Source organism: Rhodohalobacter sulfatireducens, from assembly GCF_022012475.1.
In the GTDB taxonomy this organism is placed as follows: Bacteria; Bacteroidota; Rhodothermia; order Balneolales; family Balneolaceae; genus Rhodohalobacter; species Rhodohalobacter sulfatireducens.
In genome coordinates, this window is the sequence record NZ_JAKLWS010000011.1 from 1 (window position 1) to 17,207 (window position 17,207).

Consider the following 17,207-nt stretch of genomic DNA (forward strand, 5'->3'; position numbering starts at 1 on the left):
CTGTCTCAGGCTTTCAGCCTGCCGGCAGGAATTGGTTCTTCCACCCAGGGCGAGGCCCCGGGCTGTGATGTTTCAGGCTGAAAGCCTGTTACAACTTAGCTTGGGGCAACGCCCCAAGTCTACATGCGGAATCCTGCAAGCAGGCTGCACCAAAGGTATCCCTTGGGGAAAAGCCTGAGACAGTTCCCGGTTTGTTCAAGCAGGGATTGAATTTTGAAAATTACGCCAAATCCAACCATACATTCGAAAAACAAAGATTCTTTCCAACTTTAGAAACGTTTTGGACAACTATGTATTTAGGCCTGTAAGTGACAAAATTTAAAACCAAAAGACAAGTTTGGAAATCCTCACTGCTTCATAAATTTCAGATTTGTAACCCGCCCTGCGTCCAAACGAAATCCTTCCAGTTCTCCATTTTGATCCCGTTCAAATCGCAGCATTCGGTTACCCACCAGGAACTCATCATTGGGGATCGGGGTGAGCTCTTCCGGGCTGTTGAATCCGATTTTCAGGTGAAGCTTTTCCTCCTTAAGCATGAGTTCATAATTCACATCCAGTTCCGTGCTGTAGTAAAGACCGCTGTAGCTGAGAAGGTCGTCGGTAGATAGGTCCTGAATATCTGCCCGCGTACCGCGCATCTGATTCCCGTTCACATTGATCACAAGATCGGAGGTTTGCCCGTCCTCAAGAGATTTAAACGTAAAGGTGACCTCCGTTCCGTCGTTTGCCAGGTAGGTGTTTCCCTCAACATGGGAAAGGGAGTAGGCAGCATCATTCCAGTGCTCGTAGCCCATCAGTGAATCCTGATCCACCGAAAAGGAGATAAGCAGGCTGGCATTAACCAGGTAGTCCCCGGCGACTTGATCGAGGTTTAACGGCTCCGGTATAGGTGCTTCAATGGATTCCGTCTGTTCAGAAGATAGCGGTTGTTCGGTTTCAAGCTGATCAGACAGGTACAGGTCCGCGATTTGATACGCTTTGCTCGAAGGATTGCCATCACTGCGATTGGAAAGAATAATCACTGAGAATTCCTGGTCCGGAAATCGGGTGTAATAGGCACGATACCCGGCCAGGCTTCCACTGTGGCTGACTGTTTTTAATCCCCGGTAAGTGTCGTTAACCAATGCAAAGGCATATTCACTGCTCTCCCCGTTGTTGAGCTTTCCATCTGTCTGCATGGTGTCGATGATTGCCTGATACCCTTCGCCAAGCTGGTTATCATAAAAGTTCTGATCCCACAAATAGAGATCTTCCACCGTGGAATAGATACCGCCGGATCCGACTAAATCAAATCGGGAAACCAGGTTATCGAAACCATCGTCATTGTTTGAATAACTAAAGGCCCGGTTTTTAACCAGGTCGGTGATATCATCATAAAACTGTGTATCATCCATACCCAACGGGCTGAAAATCTCTTTTTCGGCAAACTCTTTGATACTCATGCCCGCGGCTTTTTCAACAATCATGGCCAGCATCAGGTAGCAGGAGTTGCTGTAGAGGTAACGCTCACCCGGAGTGAAGTTTAATTCATCCTGGTTTTTGATCAGTTCGTAGGCTTCTTCCATTTCGGTGTGATCGAGATAGCTGCGCCCCTTTAGGTTCATCAGTGTGAGGTAATCCCGAACACCGCTGGTGTGATGGATAAAATGCCGGATGGTCAGTGGTGCTTCGTACTTCGGGAAGTCAGGGAGAAACTCCTGGATTTCATCATCGAGATCTAACTTGCCCTGCTCTTCCAGCAGCAGAATACTGAAGGTGACAAACTGTTTGGAGACCGACCCGATATAAAAAACAGTAGAGGGATTGATAACAATATCGTGTTCCATGTCAGCCAGTCCGTAACCCTCTGAAAAGACAATCTCACCATTTTGAATAACGGCAACTGCTCCCCCGGGAACATCCGTTTGATTCCACTCGGAAAAAATAGTATCAATTGATTCGGGCGAGATCTGCTGGGCAAAGGCAGAGGAATTTAGAAGCAATAGGGTGAGGAGGAGCAGGTGCTTTTTCATGAAAGTAAGAAGGTTTAATGGAAGTAGGATATAGAGGTTGATAGAAATAGCGGAATTAACTGCAAGGATTCAAGCTAAACTTCTATCCATTCTGTTTATCGATTTGAAGCAGAAAACGACTCAGTATCGGGGCAATATCTTCTGATTCGGTCAGCCACGGCGTGTGTCCTCCTTCCATTATTTTCAGCGCTGCCAGTGGCATAATCTCTACGATTCGCTCTACAACTTCCGGCGGACAAAAGGGTCGTCATTACCCTAAAAATAGAAGCACGAGCGAGTCAACTACGCTAAAGCTTCGTTGATCAAGGACGCTCGCGCTATCCACGAATTCTCAGCGCTGACGCAAGTGTCTCACTTGTGCCCACATAAAAAAGATTTAACTGTTTCAATTTTCAATCACCGTTTATGGCCGAATCGGAGTCCCGTCAAGTGCGCGGACTTGTGTCCAGGTGTTGAGTTGCTTATCGGGAATCGGGAATTTTTTGGCTTCTTCCTCATTGAGGTCTACACCAATTCCCGGTGCTTCATTAATTTTTACGTAGCCGTTTTCTACGCGGGGTGCTCCCGGAAAAATTGCACGAAGCCGGTTCGTCATATTCGGTGCTTCCTGGATCCCAAAGTTCCATACGGCCAGGTCAATATGAGCGTTGGCGGCATGTCCTATCGGGGATACATCACCCGGACCGTGCCACGCAGTGCGAACATTAAAAAATTCACCCAGCCTGGCTACCTTCATGGCCGGAGTGATGCCACCGATCTGTGAAATGTGAATGCGGATGAAGTCGATCCAGCGGTTTGTCATCGGTTTGGTCCACTCGTGGGGATTGTTATATAGCTCTCCCATTGCGATCGGGACAGACGTTTTCTGTCTCAGAAGTTCAAACCAGTCGTTATTTTCAGGAGAAAGCGGATCTTCAATAAAAAACGGCCGGTATTGTTCCAGGTCTTCGCAGAGCTGAATCGCATCACGTGGCTGTACCCGTTCATGCACATCGTGACAAAGTTCGATCCGATCACCGCAAGCTTCCCGTACTTTCTCAAACAGATCCCGTGTGCCCTGCAGGTAGGTATGGGTATCCATAAAACGATCTCGGTCCATTCCAAATCCCGCCTTCTTGAAATCGGGCTCGCCCGAAATGGCTGTTGAACCGTATCCTCCAAGCTGAATTCGGCAGTGTCGAAAGCCCTGCTCCATCGCTTCTTTTACATTATCAACGACCGCTTCGATCGATTCATCCCCGCAATGGGTATATGTATCCACTGCAAAACGTGTTTTCCCGCCCAGCAGCTCATATACCGGCATATTAGCGCGCTTCCCTTTGATATCCCACAAGGCCATGTCGAGGCCACTCAGGGCATTGTTCAGTACCGGCCCATTCCGCCAGTACGAGTTCTGGTAGGTCATCTGCCACACATCTTCAATGTTATTAACATTCATTCCCATGCAGAAATCAGCCAGGTAATCGTTGACTGCCGAAAGTACAGGCTTGGCGCGTTGCCTGAAAGTTGCACATCCCAGTCCATAGAGTCCCGGCTCGTTTGTTTCCACCTTTACTACAATCAGTTCAATACCGTGTGGAGCCGTGGCAATGGCTTTGACACTGGTGATCTCAAGGGGCGGCAATCCGTTGGTTGCTTTTGAGTAGCGTTCCTGTTGACCCTTCGAGCTCCAGGAATTATTTTTTAATGAAAATTGACCCAGTGCACCGGCTGAAAGGCCCATACCCATATTCTTAATTGCATCACGTCGATCCATAATCTATCCCTGTTTTTTCGTGGTTGCTGTTTGAACGAAAGCTTCTGAAATATGTACAAATTATTGCTTTTTTTCTTGGCAAGACCAAAGGGTGGAATGATAACTGGGAAAAGCGGAGAGATTCTGTGTGTACAAGTGACGCTTCGCTGAACACTTGCACCAGAGAGGGGGAAGAATTATAAGAAGTACGGTCAGTGGGTAGGGAAAAGTAGATATGAAATATTTTCAGTTTACTGTTATCGCAATCGTAGTCTTCTAACGAGATGATTTTCCCAGTCTGAGATGTAGAGGAAGGTTTCTGCCTTGCTAAGTACCAGGTGATAAGGTTTGTTGAATTGAGCCTCTGTACCAACGCCATCATTCGAACCTATGTTTCCATTACCGGCTATTGTGGTGACCGTATTATCCCTGATCATTCGAATTGAATGATTTTCAGAATCAGAAAAGTAGATAGTACCATCATTTGCTACATCGATTCCCGCAGGCCGGTTCAAACGTGACTCCTGCAAATTTCCATCTGCAAAACCTGCTTGTCCATTTCCGGCAATTGTACTCACGTTACCTGTAGATATTTCAACCTTTCGGATTCTGTGGCCAATGAAATCTGCTACATAGATATATTTTTCATCAGGCCCCAAAGCAATACTAACAGGGAGTGCAAACCGGGCTCTGTCCGGCGGACCATCATTGTATCCTGAAATCCCCGAACCTGCAAGAGTCGTAACCTCCCCTGAATTGCTTATTTTCCTGATTTTAAAATTGAGTCCATCTGCCACATACAGAGTCAAATTAGAGCTCACGGCTATATCCACGGGGGAACTAAACCTGGCTTGTTGCCTGGGCCCATCAATATCTCCTGATAAACCGACTCCCGCATATGTTTCAACTCTGCCATCTAAAGTAATAAACCGGATGGCATGGTTCGAACCATCCGCTACGTACAAAATACCATTGAGTCCCATGTCTACACCCATGGGCCGAGAAAAGAGTGCTTTATTCGACGGTCCATCCACAAAACCACCTCCAAAGTTCCTGCCGGCAAATGTTCCTACTGTACTATCTCTTGCGATAAACCGTATCACAAAATTGTTTGAGTCGCCAATATATATTTCGTTTTTGCTGTTTACTGCAATTCCCCACGGATTATTGAATTGAGCTTCCTCGATAGCTTCATCTATGTAACCCCTGGAGGTTCCGGCGATGGTTTCTACCGTTCCTACTTTCTTAACCGGTGACCTGTTTTGCTCACTCTTTTCTGATAGGGAGTTATCAGAACAACCGGTCAGAAACATGAGTCCGAATAATATTGAGAGTTGCAATAGTCGCATTGTGAATGTTCCAAACCTGCTGATAAACATGAAGAAATTCTCTTTTTACATATAAGAATACATTATAAACAAATTGAAAGAGATTTGATTGCTTCTGTGCCTGTTGAAATAGAACAGGCAGAATTTCATGATTAAAATGATGTTGAAACTATTGCTGCCTGTACTCACTAATTTCGAAAAGATGACCATCCGGATCATGAAAAAAGCAACGTGTTTCTGCACCATGATCAACCGGTGGAGTTATAAATTTTACTCCGCGTTCTTTTAATATTTCAAATGACTGTTTACAATCCTGTACACGGATGGTGAAGGAGTGACTGACTTTATGCTTATTGATTGGAGGTGTAAAATGCGTTTCCGGTTTGTCTTTTGTAGGGCCTCCGGGCGTAACCAGCAACAGCCAATTACCGAGGAATTCAAGTACAAGAGAGTTGCCACCATATTCTCGGTAAATTTTAGCACCAAGTTTTTTTACGTAAAATTCTTTAGCATGCGCCATATTTGATATAACAAGTATCGAAGTTAATGCTGAGTTTTTGAAGGGATCCATCTATGATTCAATTTGATTAGAGTTGGTTTCTGTCATTCTTTACGATTGTAAAAGTAATTTCTGAAGTACTTTTCGCTTTTACACTTATTTGTAAGCGGTTGCCGATTCTGTGTTACACCTTACAATAGCAGGCACTTTATGGATTAAGTTGTCGTTTTTATGAGCTACAACCATAAAAAGTGCAAAATCGATGCGGCGGGTCAGGTTGCTTTCCAAGATGGGATCACCCACCTGCTCGCACCAAAACGGCATTCCCTGAATTACTCCCACTTCGAAGTCGTTTCCGGGAACAATGGTCCATTTTTTGTTACTTTCGAAGATTAAATCACAAGCCCGAACTTGATCCCGGATATTGACAAGTCGCAGGGTTTTGCGATCCATCCCAAAAGATTCACAAGAAACTTTATTTTCAGGGAGTATTTGCCCCTTCCATCTTTGGTGATATGGCAGCCGCAGGTGAAGATAAGGTGGCATCGGGTTCAGCGAAGTCCAATAAAGCTTTTTTAATGACAACACGATCGGTTGTATGGCCTGGAACAATCGTAATTTGGTCTTTAGATTTATCCGGTTTTGATTCACTTTACTTTCGGCAAACAACCACCATGTCATAGTTTCTGCCCACGCAGTGCTGGATCATATATTTGCACAACTATCCGGATGCGCCGATACTGCAAACTTTATTCAGGGTCGATATTTTATTAATTCAGGCGTTCCGTTATAATCGATTCAGATCAGCCAATATATGAGCAGAAGTCTCATACGTAAACTGCTGTTTACAAAATATATGTGTTAACGTGTAGTTAACCGGCTCACTAAAATAAAACCAATTCCTGAAAGTATGGATGTAATGTCGTAAGTCAGGACTCTTGAGTCATCAATAATATTACCAACTCCATTGAGGATCAGCAAAATACCGATGACCAAGAGTGCGATTTTTAGCTTTTTACCCACTATAAATCACCCAAAATTACTAAGATTTAGCTGATGATTGCTGCCGTATCAACTGCCTGGAAGAAGTGCGTGACCTTTCCATTTTTCAGGGTCCAGATATGAGTGGCATTCGCCTTGAAATCCTTGCCGGTTTCTTTCCAGGTGCCTTCGTAAAATCCCTGCATGATCACCTTATCCCCACTGGCCATTAAATCGGTTATATTGATATTAAATCCGTCATAGTGTTCAGGAATCATCGCAAATATATTCTGTAATATCGATTCCGGGCCAATGTAGATCCCATCACCTTCAATAAATGGGAAACCGTTACACTCGTGCCATTGTATTCCCTCATCAAATTTTGCCAATACCCCTTCAATATCCTGATCAGCAAACTTTTGATATCCATCTTGTACGTTTTCCAGGTTTGTCATAACCCCTCCTTTCTATTTTGTTGGTAAACATCTGTTTAGATATATACGAAACTTTTCCCAACAGTCTAAAAGAAAAGAAAAAAGGGTATAAAAATTAATACTAAAAATTGAAGTGAGGGTCATCAAATAGTGGTTTTCGATCTCTTTAATCTATTTAACGTCAGTTCGGGGCAGGCAGGCTCAAACTGACGTTATATATAAGATTCTTCTTTTGAATTCAGGTTATTTATGGATAATAATCCGAACTCTATTTATTACATGGTTTGAAAAGGATTTTAAAAGTATGAAAACTGCCCGATGGCGATAGGGGCCGAAGAGTATCCACCTCTCTTTACAGGATTTCCATCCAGTCTCCGCATCATCGCGATTTGTCCGATATGGGTCAGTATATCTGAAAGAGGTCCTTGCAATAAACGATAAGCAGTTGGCATATCTAATTCTTCTTCGATGAGAATCTTGTCAAAATTCACCAACTCCTCAGAAAACCTTTCTATTTCAGGTTGGTATGTCAGTTTTTCCGATGGGTTGCTATTGAAACTGCCCTCTTTAATTAACATCCCGGAAGATCTCAACAGTTGGTACATATGGTTAATGACCTCAGACACTGTTCGTGTATCTTGTCCGGGTGAAAAATCTCCAAAGTCATCCGAAGTATTATGCGTAGCATTTTGGAACCGGTAAGCAATAGTAGCTAAAGTGTGTCGAAGGAAATGGTTGTTTTGCCTACTCATAAATTTTTATGTAAAGATGTGATGATTTGTAATTACAGTATATATAATCCGGGAATTAACTTAACTGCCGATAATATTTTGACGAACAAAAGCATTCTGAAATTTACCGGTTGGATCATATTCTGCAAGAAGATTCCTGAAATCGTCTATATGATCAAAAACTGACTCCAGGCGGGAGGGGCTCATCGTAAACATTTTTCCCCAGTGCGGACGTACGTCGAAAGGGCGGAGTTTTTCTTCAATAACAGGTAATACCTTTTTCAGTTCTTCCCAGTTTTGTTGACATGTAAAATGGAATGCCACTGAGGGTCGTCCGGATGCTGTACTCATCCACAGATCATCCTCGGCAATGGTACGTATCTCCGAAATCATAAGGAGAGGTTCAAGATCTGATTTCATGCTGCTGATCTGTTGATATGCTTCCACAGCGTGATCCTGTGGTACAAAATACTCGGCCTGGAGTTCTTTTCCGCTGCTTGGGGTAAACTCCAAACGAAAATGAGGAAGGCGGTTGTACCACGGACCCGTTATACCCATCTGGCGTGTACAATTCTCTGCAGATATTTCAATAATCGGATGAACGTGCCTGTCTGCAAGAGTGGCACCGAAAAAGTTCTGCCCGGGATCAGGGAGTGCAGCTGCGTCTCCCTCAATTTTTTGCTTGACCCAAACCTGGTTTACGGAATCGGACTGGTAATCTGTGAATAGGCTTACACTGTACCCTGCGGACATAATCTCCTCAAAGTTATTTTCCAACTCGGAAACGGGCAGCTGCAGGTATACAAATTGGCGCATCTGGTAGGCCGGTTCTACATTGAGTGTTAATTTTGTAACGACTCCCAGGCTGCCAAGCGCAACAACTGCACCGTTGAATTTATCGCCATCCTCCTCCCGCGTAAGATGATGAAGTTCGCCATCTGCATCGATAAACTCGATTCCGCTTACAGCAGTGGCCAGGTTTCCATTTTCCACACCGGAACCGTGAGTTGCCGTGGCACAGGCACCCACTACCGAAATGTGTGGAAGCGACGCCAGGTTGTGAAGGGCGTATCCGCGTTCATCGAGATATGGGCCGAGCTCACCATAGGTAACACCGGCACTAATGGTTACGGTTTCAGCCTCTTCATCCAGCTTCATAATATGATCCATCCGATCAAGGGAGATCTGATTTTCCGTACTGTCAGCCACGGTGTTAAAGCAGTGGCGTGTACCGAGTATTCTCAGTTTTTCAAGACGTGATACGAGCTCCTGCAATTCGTTGAGAGTCCGGGGCTGGTAATAATTGGACGCGCTGTACTCCAGGTTGCCGGCCCAGTTGGTTCGAATTTCCTGCAGGTTTTTTGGGATCATAGGTTTGAAGGGTGTCAAAAAACTGCCTGCCAGAAGTGCTGAGGATGTTTTGAGGAAGGTTCGTTTATCCATGTCTGATGGTAGAATTAAAGAGAAATGACGTGAAAGAATGCATCAATATGATAAATTCGGCAGGTTTCTCAAAGTTTGGTAGTCATTTCTACTCTTCTGTCAATTGATATTTTGAATAAAACAGGTTGGCTTTTACAAAGAAGTGGTTTCCCACTTTTCTCAAAATCTCTTCCAGTTTATCAAATGGATTTTCGGTTCTATACTTTTCCGCGATTATATCATATCGATCAGCATCAGAGAGCAACAGATGAGCCAACTGGGTACCGGTACATTCAATTGTGACCTGTTCCCGTTCGCTAATCATCTCTTTAAAACCATCCATTCCTGAAAAATTGATTGTATGATCATATTCTATTTCAGTTTGTGGATGATCCAAATCAAGCATATTTATCGGTTCATCCAGCAAAAGTTCAAAATCATAAGGAATAATCAAGGCATCTGTTTTACAAACTCTGCGAATCTCAACCGAAATATGATTTCGATCAGTATAGAAAAGTGATCCGGCAAAAGTGGCAATATCTATTGAATGATCGGGAAGCGGTATCTCCTCTGCTGATCCCTGTAAATAGTTGACCCCGGGATGTTGCAGAGATCTGGCAAGCATGGATTGACTCGGATCGATCCCTGTAACCGTTTTGCAGTAATTTGCCAATGCAAGCGTTGAGTATCCTGTTCCGCATCCAACGTCCAATCCCATTGCAAACATTGAATCCTCAGGTAGCACTTTTTCCAAAATTATGGAATGCAGCGGGGGACGATATGCAGCATAGTGATGTGCTGTCGTTTGATTATAGTACGCATTCATTAGAACCTGATCCTATCGCATTAATATCGATTGTCAATTTAACTTTTCCACCTTACGGATCATTAACAAAATTCCCCAGGCAATGAGAAATGACACAACTGCAAAGCCCAGGCTAACGAGGGGCATCGGGGGTCCCCACACTAAAGCTGAAAGAGCTGCGATACCGACAAAAGAGATTAGCCAGGCGAGCCGAATTGGACGAGCCGAATCTTGCCAGCGAAACAGGGTGAGAATGATTAGTAAACTCAGTATACCACTACAGAATTGCATAACGGTTTCGATTTGCTGTCCAACGGTTTCTGAGTGATACCATTGACGAGTGCTGCCCTCAATTGCCCACCATGCAAATATCGCAAGAAATAAAATTACGATACCTGAGAGAAGAAGTTTTATAACTTTGTTATTGCCCATTCAAACAGGTTAGCTTTTGTATTTGAAACTCACAAATGTAATGTCATCGTCTTGTTTTGTTTCTCCCTGCCAATGATCTCCCTCAGAGAAAAGCTTCTCAACAATTTTATCAACTGACTTGTCGGCATTAACTCTTAAACACTCTTTTATTCTCTCTCTTCCAAATGTATTTCTATTATTATCAAAGAGTTCCTCCAACCCGTCCGTCATAAGTAACACGATGTCGCCATCATACAATTCTGTTTCTGCTATTTGGTATGGGAAAGATGTTAACGAACCCAGCGGCATTCCTTTAATTGTAATCTCATCAATCTCACCGGTTTCTTTCCTATAGATTAACAGGGGAGGTATTCCGGCAGAAGAGATGCGAAGTTGATTTCCGTTGATTTTAACAATCATCAACGCCATAAACAGGTTTTTTAGATTCATCATCTTGATAATTCCGGAGCAGTGATTCAGAAACTCCCGTATTTCCATCCGGTTAATATGAGAGATAAACAGGCTTTTCATAATGGAGACCATCATGCCAGCTTTCATACCGTGATTGGTAGCGTCTCCGATTGCAATAGAAATTTCACCTGATTCAGAGAGACTGTAGTCGTAGTAATCACCACCAACTTCGGTAGCGGGACGCATCTCAAAGCAAAAATTATAGTTCTTCAGGCCGGTAATACAGGTTGGCAAAAGAGATAATTGAACTTCACGGGCCTGTTGCAGCTCAAGGGCTTTTCGCTGATCTTCGGCTTCAAGAACTTTCCGTTCAACCTCCAATTTTCGGGCCTCACGTTCTTTTTGGAGAATGGTTCTGTTTGCCCTTGAAAAATCTCTCGCCAGGTAGATCGATGCACAAAGCATTAGCCCCATGAAACCAAACGGGTAACCATTTACAACTCCCGCAATGGGAGAGATCAGGTTAAGATCCATAAACACATCATAGGATGAAAAAATAAATAAGAGTATAAACCCTGTCGTTAAAATCCAGGCATCATTTTTTTGACGCTTAACGGCTGCAGCTAAAATCCGTGTACCTTCTGCAATTACAGCCAACAATGGAATCTGTACGAAAATAAAATATTGAAGAGGTTCAATTACGGCGAGAATACCGGTTACAACAAGTGCTGCAGCAAGCCCCCAAAAATATTTTGGAATGCTCAGATCAAACGCATAATACAGGAACAGCAATGCAAAGAGAGAATTATAGGGCATTACAAGGCGATGCAATCGTAAATAAAACAGGTGATACTCTGCTTCTGCTAATGATGATTGGTAATCAAAGAATATGTTCAGTGCGTACAGAAACAGAAATATGGATAGGAACAGGTTACTCTTGAATTTCCGATTGTAGAGATAGAGAATGATGTGCAGGATCCCGAATGATGCCGCAAGAGTGGTAAAGAATATCTGTTGAACTAATTCCATATAATCGGTTCTCTATACTCTTATCAATATACAAATATCTAAAATTGTATTACGAGTATGAGGTTTTTGATAACCAGCCAGTTTTGAATCTGATTTTATATTTTTATGAATATTTAAGTACATAGTCTACGGCCATCAGGTAAAGCAAATTTTGCAGCTATCGGTCCACGTTTCGGCCGGACCCATATAGGCGATGAAACCAGTAAAATGATTACAAAGAAGAGTATCAATTGAATGGTGTGATCTTGTTTTAAACGACTTTCGATCATTTAATGATTGCTTTCAATGTCTCCAGTACTACGAAATACTCTCATTTTGGTTTTCGGGTGTGAATTATAAGCTTAGTATAGGAGTGAAGGTATTTGTAAGTTACAGTTTGAAAAGAAAGAGAGCTCAGCAGCTTTAAGAATTGTTTATGGATACTGTTTTTACTATTGGGATATTTCTGAGTTTTTTCCTTCAGTTTCTGCTACTGTCCAAACCGGATAAATCTTTATCTGATAAGATACTTGCCGTTTGGATGTTCATCATCGGCGTACATCTCTTTTCGTACTATATCTACTTGTTGGGCTATTGGGACCTTTATCCCTTCCTGTCAGGTGTTCATCACCCGTTGCCGCTATTACACGGCCCGATGCTTTACCTTTATGTTCATTTTTCGATTAAACAAAACCAGGATTTCAGATGGCAGGACTACCTCCATTTCCTGCCGGCAGTGGGTTTCTATATCTATATGATTCCATTTTTCTTCTATTCAGCAGAGCGACAAGCAATGATAAATGCCGGCTTAACTGATGCTTATTCGGGTTTTATTGTTTTCTCTTTAGCAGCATTTCTTATTTCCGGAAATGGTTACACGATTTTTTCTTACCGTCTTCTAAATAAGTATCAAGAGTTAACCGATCAGAATTTTGCCTACCGTAAATCGATTGACCTGAACTGGCTGAAATATTTTATTTGGGGAATTGGTGTCGTTTTTACAATGGCTATATCTGTTTCCATTGCGGTTGAGTGGATTGGATTCGATTTTGGATTTAATGCCGATCTGATCTTCTATTCAATGCTTATCCTTTTCATATTTTTCCTGGGTTTTTCTGGTATCAGGCACAAGAATATTTTTTCTGTTGATGCTTCTGAGAAAAGCCGGATTGTAGAACCAAAGAACACAGGTGAATACAAACGATCCGGGTTAAAAGAGGATGATGCATTGGAATATCACCAAAAGCTCACAGAATTGATGAAAAGCCAAAAACCCTACCTGGAACCGAAACTTACCCTGGGAGAACTTGCTGATTCTCTTGATATTTCTGCGAACCATCTTTCACAAATTATTAATCAATACGAAGAGAAAAATTTCTACGATTATATAAACGGCTACCGGGTGGAAGAGTTTAAGGAGAGAGCGCTCAAACCTGAAAACAGAAACTACAATATCCTTTCTATTGCCTACGATTCAGGGTTTAACTCCAAATCTTCCTTCAACCAGGTGTTCAAAAAAAATGTCGGGAAAACTCCCTCTCAGTATTTAGCTTCAGTAAAAGCTGAGTCATAACTAATAGAGCTATTCAGAGAATAAACTTCAGGGAAATTTTTTAATAAACTGCCTTTCTGACTATTTAGCTCCCAAAACTGGAATTCACCCCGACTGTTTGATGAACCGAGGTAACATCAGAATCTGGTGGGCCTGAACGAGTCTGAACAGCGATTAGACGTTCAATCCTACACGACCGGACCTGAAATTCGTTCATGCATACATGTTTGGACGATTGATAAGTGCGACCTGCCCATCTTTGAGTAAATCAATCATCACAATTATGAAAAGATTCAAAAAACAGATCCGAAAAATTCTTCAAAACCTCGGTTTTGGAGTTTTGATCATAATAAGCATAGCAATCATGGCACTGGTTATTTGGATCAATCTGAACAGATGGTTGAAATGATTTTTGATACTCAGAAAACTAAACCAACAGAATTATGAAAAAAGCAATATCACTTATCATCGCAGTTATAACTTCACTGTTATTTATGATACCTGCGGAGATTTTTTCGCAAACGATAACGCAAACAATTAAAGGAAATGTATATGATATACAAACGAAAGATCCACTTCCCGGCGCATCCATTATGGTACTTGAAACGGATCCATTGCAGGGAGCTGTGACGAATATGGATGGGAGTTTTTCAATCAATAACATCCGCCTGGGCCGGCAGTCGATCCGGGTAAGTTATATTGGTTATGAACCTGTAATTATCCCGGAAATAATGGTCACTTCCGCCAAAGAAGTTGTACTGAATATCGGCCTTGAACCCTCTTCCACTGAGATGGAAGGATTCGTAGTAACTCCCAAAATCCAAAAAGACCAGCCGCTAAATTCACACGCAAGCGTTAGTGCACGTTCATTTTCCGTAGAAGAGACCCGGCGGTATGCCGGTGGATTGGATGATCCTGCAAGACTGGTTTCTGCTTTTGCAGGAGTAAGTGTGGGTAACGTACAGGACAATGCAATTATCGTTCGCGGGAATTCGCCCAAAGGTGTATCGTGGAGACTGGAGGGAGTAGAGATTCCCACACCCCATCACTTTGTTGGAGGTAATGTAACGGGCGGTGGGATGGTCACCCTGTTCAGCAGCCAGATGCTGGCAAACTCCGATTTTCATACAAGTGCTTTTCCCGCAGAGTACGGAAATGCCCTGGCAGGTGTATTCGATATGAATCTTCGAAATGGAAATTTTGACAAGAGAGAGTACACATTCCAGGCCGGAACCATGGGGCTGGATTTTGCATCCGAAGGGCCGCTGGCTTCAGGTTCAAATGCATCCTATGTATTTAATTATCGCTATTCAACACTTGGATTATTAACGGATCTTGATGCGATCCCCACGGACCAGGAGTTTAGATACCAGGATCTCTCATATAAATTCAATGTTCCGACAAATAAAGCAGGGACATTCTCTTTTTGGGGAATTGGCGGATTGGATCACAGTACTGAACCATTGGAGACAGATTCAACGTCTTGGGAAACAGACTGGGACAGGGTTACCTACGACTGGAACATTGCGATGGGAGCAGCAGGAATTAGCCACAGTATTACTCGCGGGAAGGACTTCTATATCCAAACAACTTTTGCAGTGACCGGGCTGAAAAATAGTATGGAAACAGAAAGACAGGATGATCGACTTGTGCCACGGCCGGATCTGACTGTATCTGATTATTCAGGAAAATTGAGCCTTGGTTCAAAAATCAATTATCGCTTTAGTCCTGCACACTCCAATCAAACCGGGATCACATACAAAAAACTTCTTTACAACCTGGATATCAACAGTACGATTGATAATCAACCCGAAACCTACCGGAACATTGTGGACGAACGCGACGGTAGCGATGCTGTTGAACTCTATACACAGTCAAGCATCGATCTTTCTGATGAGGTAACGCTGAATGCCGGTATTAATGCCGGGTACTTCGCCTTGAACGATGAATATTCTGTAGATCCCCGTATCGGTATGAACTGGAATTTTAAAAATAATCACACAATTAGCCTGGGATATGGCAAACACAGCCAGATGGAGGATCTCAAGATCTATTTCATCAAAACGGAAAAAGATGGAAAAACTGAATACCCAAATAAGGATTTAGGATTGTCTAAAGCTCATCACTTCGTACTGGCGTATGACTGGCAAATCAATGATAATCTACGATTTAAAATTGAACCCTATATTCAGTTGCTCTATGATATACCCGGTATTGCCGACAGCTCTTTCTCAATGATTAATTACAAACAGGATTGGGCTTTCGATGATGCTCTGGAAAACAACAGTATCGGCAGAAATATGGGGATCGACGTGACTGTTGAACGTTTCCTGAACAACAATTACTACTTCCTGGTTACCGGTTCTATTTTGAATTCACGATATAAAGCAGACGATGGTATCTGGAGAAACACGCGATATAACAAGACATTCGTTGGCAATGTATTGGTTGGCAAGGAGTTCTTTTTCGGTGATAATGGAAGAGTGCTCGGCATCAACGGAAGAGTTAATTTTGTAGGAGGTGAACGGGTCAGCCCGGTACTGGATGCAGCATCCGAACGAGAGAAGAGAGTGATATTTGATGATGATCGAGCCTTCAGTGAACAGTTATCATCCACAATTTATGTTGATCTGAGTTTGACGTATCGAATCAACAAACCCGGCCATTCAAGTGTATGGGCACTGCAAATTAAAAACCTTTTGGGGGAAGCAATGCCGGAGGGATATAATTACAATTACAGAACTCAAAATGTGCAGTTAGACAAAAGTGTAGTGATGGTTCCCAGCTTGAGCTATACAATTGAGTTTTAACAATCAATACTGCAAAAAATCTTTCAGGTAATAGATCTTATTGTGAGTTCAGGATCAGATTGATGAGACATAAAATCATGAAAATCCTGAACTCACATTTTTTTACTAATCTATACCAGCCATTGAATCCAGGTAAAAATCAGCCCGGCAGCGAAGAGAGTTCCGAAGATCTGCTTGTTATAACGTGCAAGCCAAAGCGGTAGATAGATATCAAAATTATCTTCTCGATTATCTGTGTAACGAGCTGCAATATCGGTCAGGGGACACCGCCACTTGTTAAACAGGATGATAAAGACCTCTATGAATACAATGCCGATTAATAGTGCGGCAGTTGTAAATTTTTCCAGCCAAGCAAAGATTGGAATGGCAAGTATGCAACCGGCGAAAAATGCCCATGCGATCGTATGCAGAATTTTGATAAGACGAAGAGAAGAATTTGGGTGCATTATATCTCTTTATGCTATATCAATTTCAACCCGCAATGAGTATCAGATCAGATCCGAGTTTTAGAACGCACGGTTCGTTTCAGTTGCAATGGGTGCAATAATCATTGTGATCCATAATAATCACGCAGAAACTCATATACGGCCCGTGCTTCATCTTCTGAAACATCCCTGTAAGGCATCTCTACATTATGTTGTGCGAGCAGATCCAAACCTACCGGGTGATTTAATACGTTCTCTCCGGGATTCAGAATAAAATTCATGATAAATTCTGGGCTTCTTCGTTCTACGACATCACCAAGCGAGGGACCAACTTCATTTTCACTAAGTGAATGGCAATCCTCACATTTCATTTCGTAGACATTACGGCCTCGCATCACCATCTCTTCATCTATTTCATCATCAATCTCAATACGTTCTGTTATTGGACCAATTCCATGCTCTTGTTCAAATGGGGTCAATCGATCCTGTAATTCTTGTAGATAAGGATCCATATCTTGTTCTTGATCCGCCATCGATTCTTCTCCATTGCCGCCACACCCATGGAGTGAAAATGAAATTAAAATGATTGCTGACAGTAATAATGCAGGTAAGAGTGCAAACTTTTTCATAATCTCCGAACTTT

15 protein-coding genes are annotated in these 17,207 nt (G+C 42.7%); 2 read left to right on the forward strand and 13 right to left on the reverse strand.

Going from position 1 to position 17,207, the window contains the following annotated elements:
• Positions 1-347: 347 nt before the first annotated feature.
• From L6773_RS10100 to L6773_RS10150, 11 genes are all read right to left on the reverse strand, one after another.
• Positions 348-2,012 (reverse strand): serine hydrolase domain-containing protein, encoded by a 1,665-nt coding sequence (locus L6773_RS10100; protein ID WP_237853997.1) that lies wholly within the window; start codon positions 2,010-2,012, stop codon positions 348-350.
• A gap of 403 nt (positions 2,013-2,415) precedes the next feature.
• Entirely contained in the window at positions 2,416-3,768 is a 1,353-nt protein-coding gene (locus L6773_RS10105) for an enolase C-terminal domain-like protein (RefSeq protein WP_237853999.1), read from the reverse strand.
• A gap of 236 nt (positions 3,769-4,004) precedes the next feature.
• Entirely contained in the window at positions 4,005-5,126 is a 1,122-nt protein-coding gene (locus L6773_RS10110) for an NHL repeat-containing protein (RefSeq protein ID WP_237854001.1), read from the reverse strand.
• A gap of 118 nt (positions 5,127-5,244) precedes the next feature.
• Positions 5,245-5,646, reverse strand: a complete 402-nt coding sequence (locus L6773_RS10115; protein ID WP_237854002.1) for a VOC family protein — start codon at positions 5,644-5,646, stop codon at positions 5,245-5,247.
• A gap of 84 nt (positions 5,647-5,730) precedes the next feature.
• Positions 5,731-6,120 (reverse strand): Rossmann-fold NAD(P)-binding domain-containing protein, encoded by a 390-nt coding sequence (locus tag L6773_RS10120; RefSeq protein WP_237854004.1) that lies wholly within the window; start codon positions 6,118-6,120, stop codon positions 5,731-5,733.
• 503 nt (positions 6,121-6,623) lie between these two features.
• Positions 6,624-7,010, reverse strand: coding sequence for a nuclear transport factor 2 family protein (locus tag L6773_RS10125; RefSeq protein WP_237854006.1), 387 nt, complete (start codon positions 7,008-7,010; stop codon positions 6,624-6,626).
• A 275-nt stretch (positions 7,011-7,285) separates the two neighbouring features.
• On the reverse strand, positions 7,286-7,741 hold the full coding sequence (locus L6773_RS10130) for a DinB family protein (RefSeq protein WP_237854008.1): 456 nt from the start codon (positions 7,739-7,741) through the stop codon (positions 7,286-7,288).
• A 60-nt stretch (positions 7,742-7,801) separates the two neighbouring features.
• Entirely contained in the window at positions 7,802-9,163 is a 1,362-nt protein-coding gene (locus tag L6773_RS10135) for an FAD-binding protein (protein WP_237854016.1), read from the reverse strand.
• Positions 9,164-9,251: 88 nt separating this feature from the next.
• The gene (locus L6773_RS10140; RefSeq protein WP_237854018.1) at positions 9,252-9,968 is read right to left on the reverse strand and encodes a class I SAM-dependent methyltransferase; all 717 of its coding nucleotides are present in this window, start codon (positions 9,966-9,968) and stop codon (positions 9,252-9,254) included.
• A 33-nt stretch (positions 9,969-10,001) separates the two neighbouring features.
• Entirely contained in the window at positions 10,002-10,379 is a 378-nt protein-coding gene (locus tag L6773_RS10145; protein WP_237854020.1) for a hypothetical protein, read from the reverse strand.
• Between the two features lie 9 nt (positions 10,380-10,388).
• Positions 10,389-11,798, reverse strand: a complete 1,410-nt coding sequence (locus tag L6773_RS10150; protein ID WP_237854022.1) for a PP2C family protein-serine/threonine phosphatase — start codon at positions 11,796-11,798, stop codon at positions 10,389-10,391.
• 415 nt (positions 11,799-12,213) lie between these two features.
• On the opposite strand from L6773_RS10150, the gene L6773_RS10155 reads away from it, so the two are divergent.
• The gene (locus L6773_RS10155; protein WP_237854024.1) at positions 12,214-13,350 is read left to right on the forward strand and encodes a helix-turn-helix domain-containing protein; all 1,137 of its coding nucleotides are present in this window, start codon (positions 12,214-12,216) and stop codon (positions 13,348-13,350) included.
• 422 nt (positions 13,351-13,772) lie between these two features.
• Positions 13,773-16,139: a TonB-dependent receptor gene (locus tag L6773_RS10160; protein ID WP_237854025.1), complete on the forward strand. Its 2,367-nt coding sequence runs from the start codon at positions 13,773-13,775 to the stop codon at positions 16,137-16,139.
• A gap of 110 nt (positions 16,140-16,249) precedes the next feature.
• Here the strand turns inward: L6773_RS10160 and L6773_RS10165 are convergent, their stop codons facing one another.
• On the reverse strand, positions 16,250-16,585 hold the full coding sequence (locus L6773_RS10165; protein WP_237854027.1) for a hypothetical protein: 336 nt from the start codon (positions 16,583-16,585) through the stop codon (positions 16,250-16,252).
• 101 nt (positions 16,586-16,686) lie between these two features.
• A complete protein-coding gene (locus L6773_RS10170) occupies positions 16,687-17,193 on the reverse strand; it encodes a c-type cytochrome (protein WP_237854028.1) in 507 nt (168 codons plus the stop codon).
• Positions 17,194-17,207: the final 14 nt, after the last annotated feature.

Bases quoted from the DNA above. Each gene is read 5' to 3' on its own strand.
- L6773_RS10120 (WP_237854004.1), bottom strand. From the start codon at position 6,120: ATGCCACCTTATCTTCACCTGCGGCTGCCATATCACCAAAGATGGAAG.
- L6773_RS10105 (WP_237853999.1), bottom strand. From the start codon at position 3,768: ATGGATCGACGTGATGCAATTAAGAATATGGGTATGGGCCTTTCAGCC.
- L6773_RS10110 (WP_237854001.1), bottom strand. From the start codon at position 5,126: ATGTTTATCAGCAGGTTTGGAACATTCACAATGCGACTATTGCAACTC.
- L6773_RS10115 (WP_237854002.1), bottom strand. From the start codon at position 5,646: ATGGATCCCTTCAAAAACTCAGCATTAACTTCGATACTTGTTATATCA.
- L6773_RS10135 (WP_237854016.1), bottom strand. From the start codon at position 9,163: ATGGATAAACGAACCTTCCTCAAAACATCCTCAGCACTTCTGGCAGGC.
- L6773_RS10165 (WP_237854027.1), bottom strand. From the start codon at position 16,585: ATGCACCCAAATTCTTCTCTTCGTCTTATCAAAATTCTGCATACGATC.
- L6773_RS10130 (WP_237854008.1), bottom strand. From the start codon at position 7,741: ATGAGTAGGCAAAACAACCATTTCCTTCGACACACTTTAGCTACTATT.
- L6773_RS10155 (WP_237854024.1), top strand. From the start codon at position 12,214: ATGGATACTGTTTTTACTATTGGGATATTTCTGAGTTTTTTCCTTCAG.
- L6773_RS10125 (WP_237854006.1), bottom strand. From the start codon at position 7,010: ATGACAAACCTGGAAAACGTACAAGATGGATATCAAAAGTTTGCTGAT.
- L6773_RS10150 (WP_237854022.1), bottom strand. From the start codon at position 11,798: ATGGAATTAGTTCAACAGATATTCTTTACCACTCTTGCGGCATCATTC.
- L6773_RS10160 (WP_237854025.1), top strand. From the start codon at position 13,773: ATGAAAAAAGCAATATCACTTATCATCGCAGTTATAACTTCACTGTTA.
- L6773_RS10100 (WP_237853997.1), bottom strand. From the start codon at position 2,012: ATGAAAAAGCACCTGCTCCTCCTCACCCTATTGCTTCTAAATTCCTCT.
- L6773_RS10145 (WP_237854020.1), bottom strand. From the start codon at position 10,379: ATGGGCAATAACAAAGTTATAAAACTTCTTCTCTCAGGTATCGTAATT.
- L6773_RS10140 (WP_237854018.1), bottom strand. From the start codon at position 9,968: ATGAATGCGTACTATAATCAAACGACAGCACATCACTATGCTGCATAT.
- L6773_RS10170 (WP_237854028.1), bottom strand. From the start codon at position 17,193: ATGAAAAAGTTTGCACTCTTACCTGCATTATTACTGTCAGCAATCATT.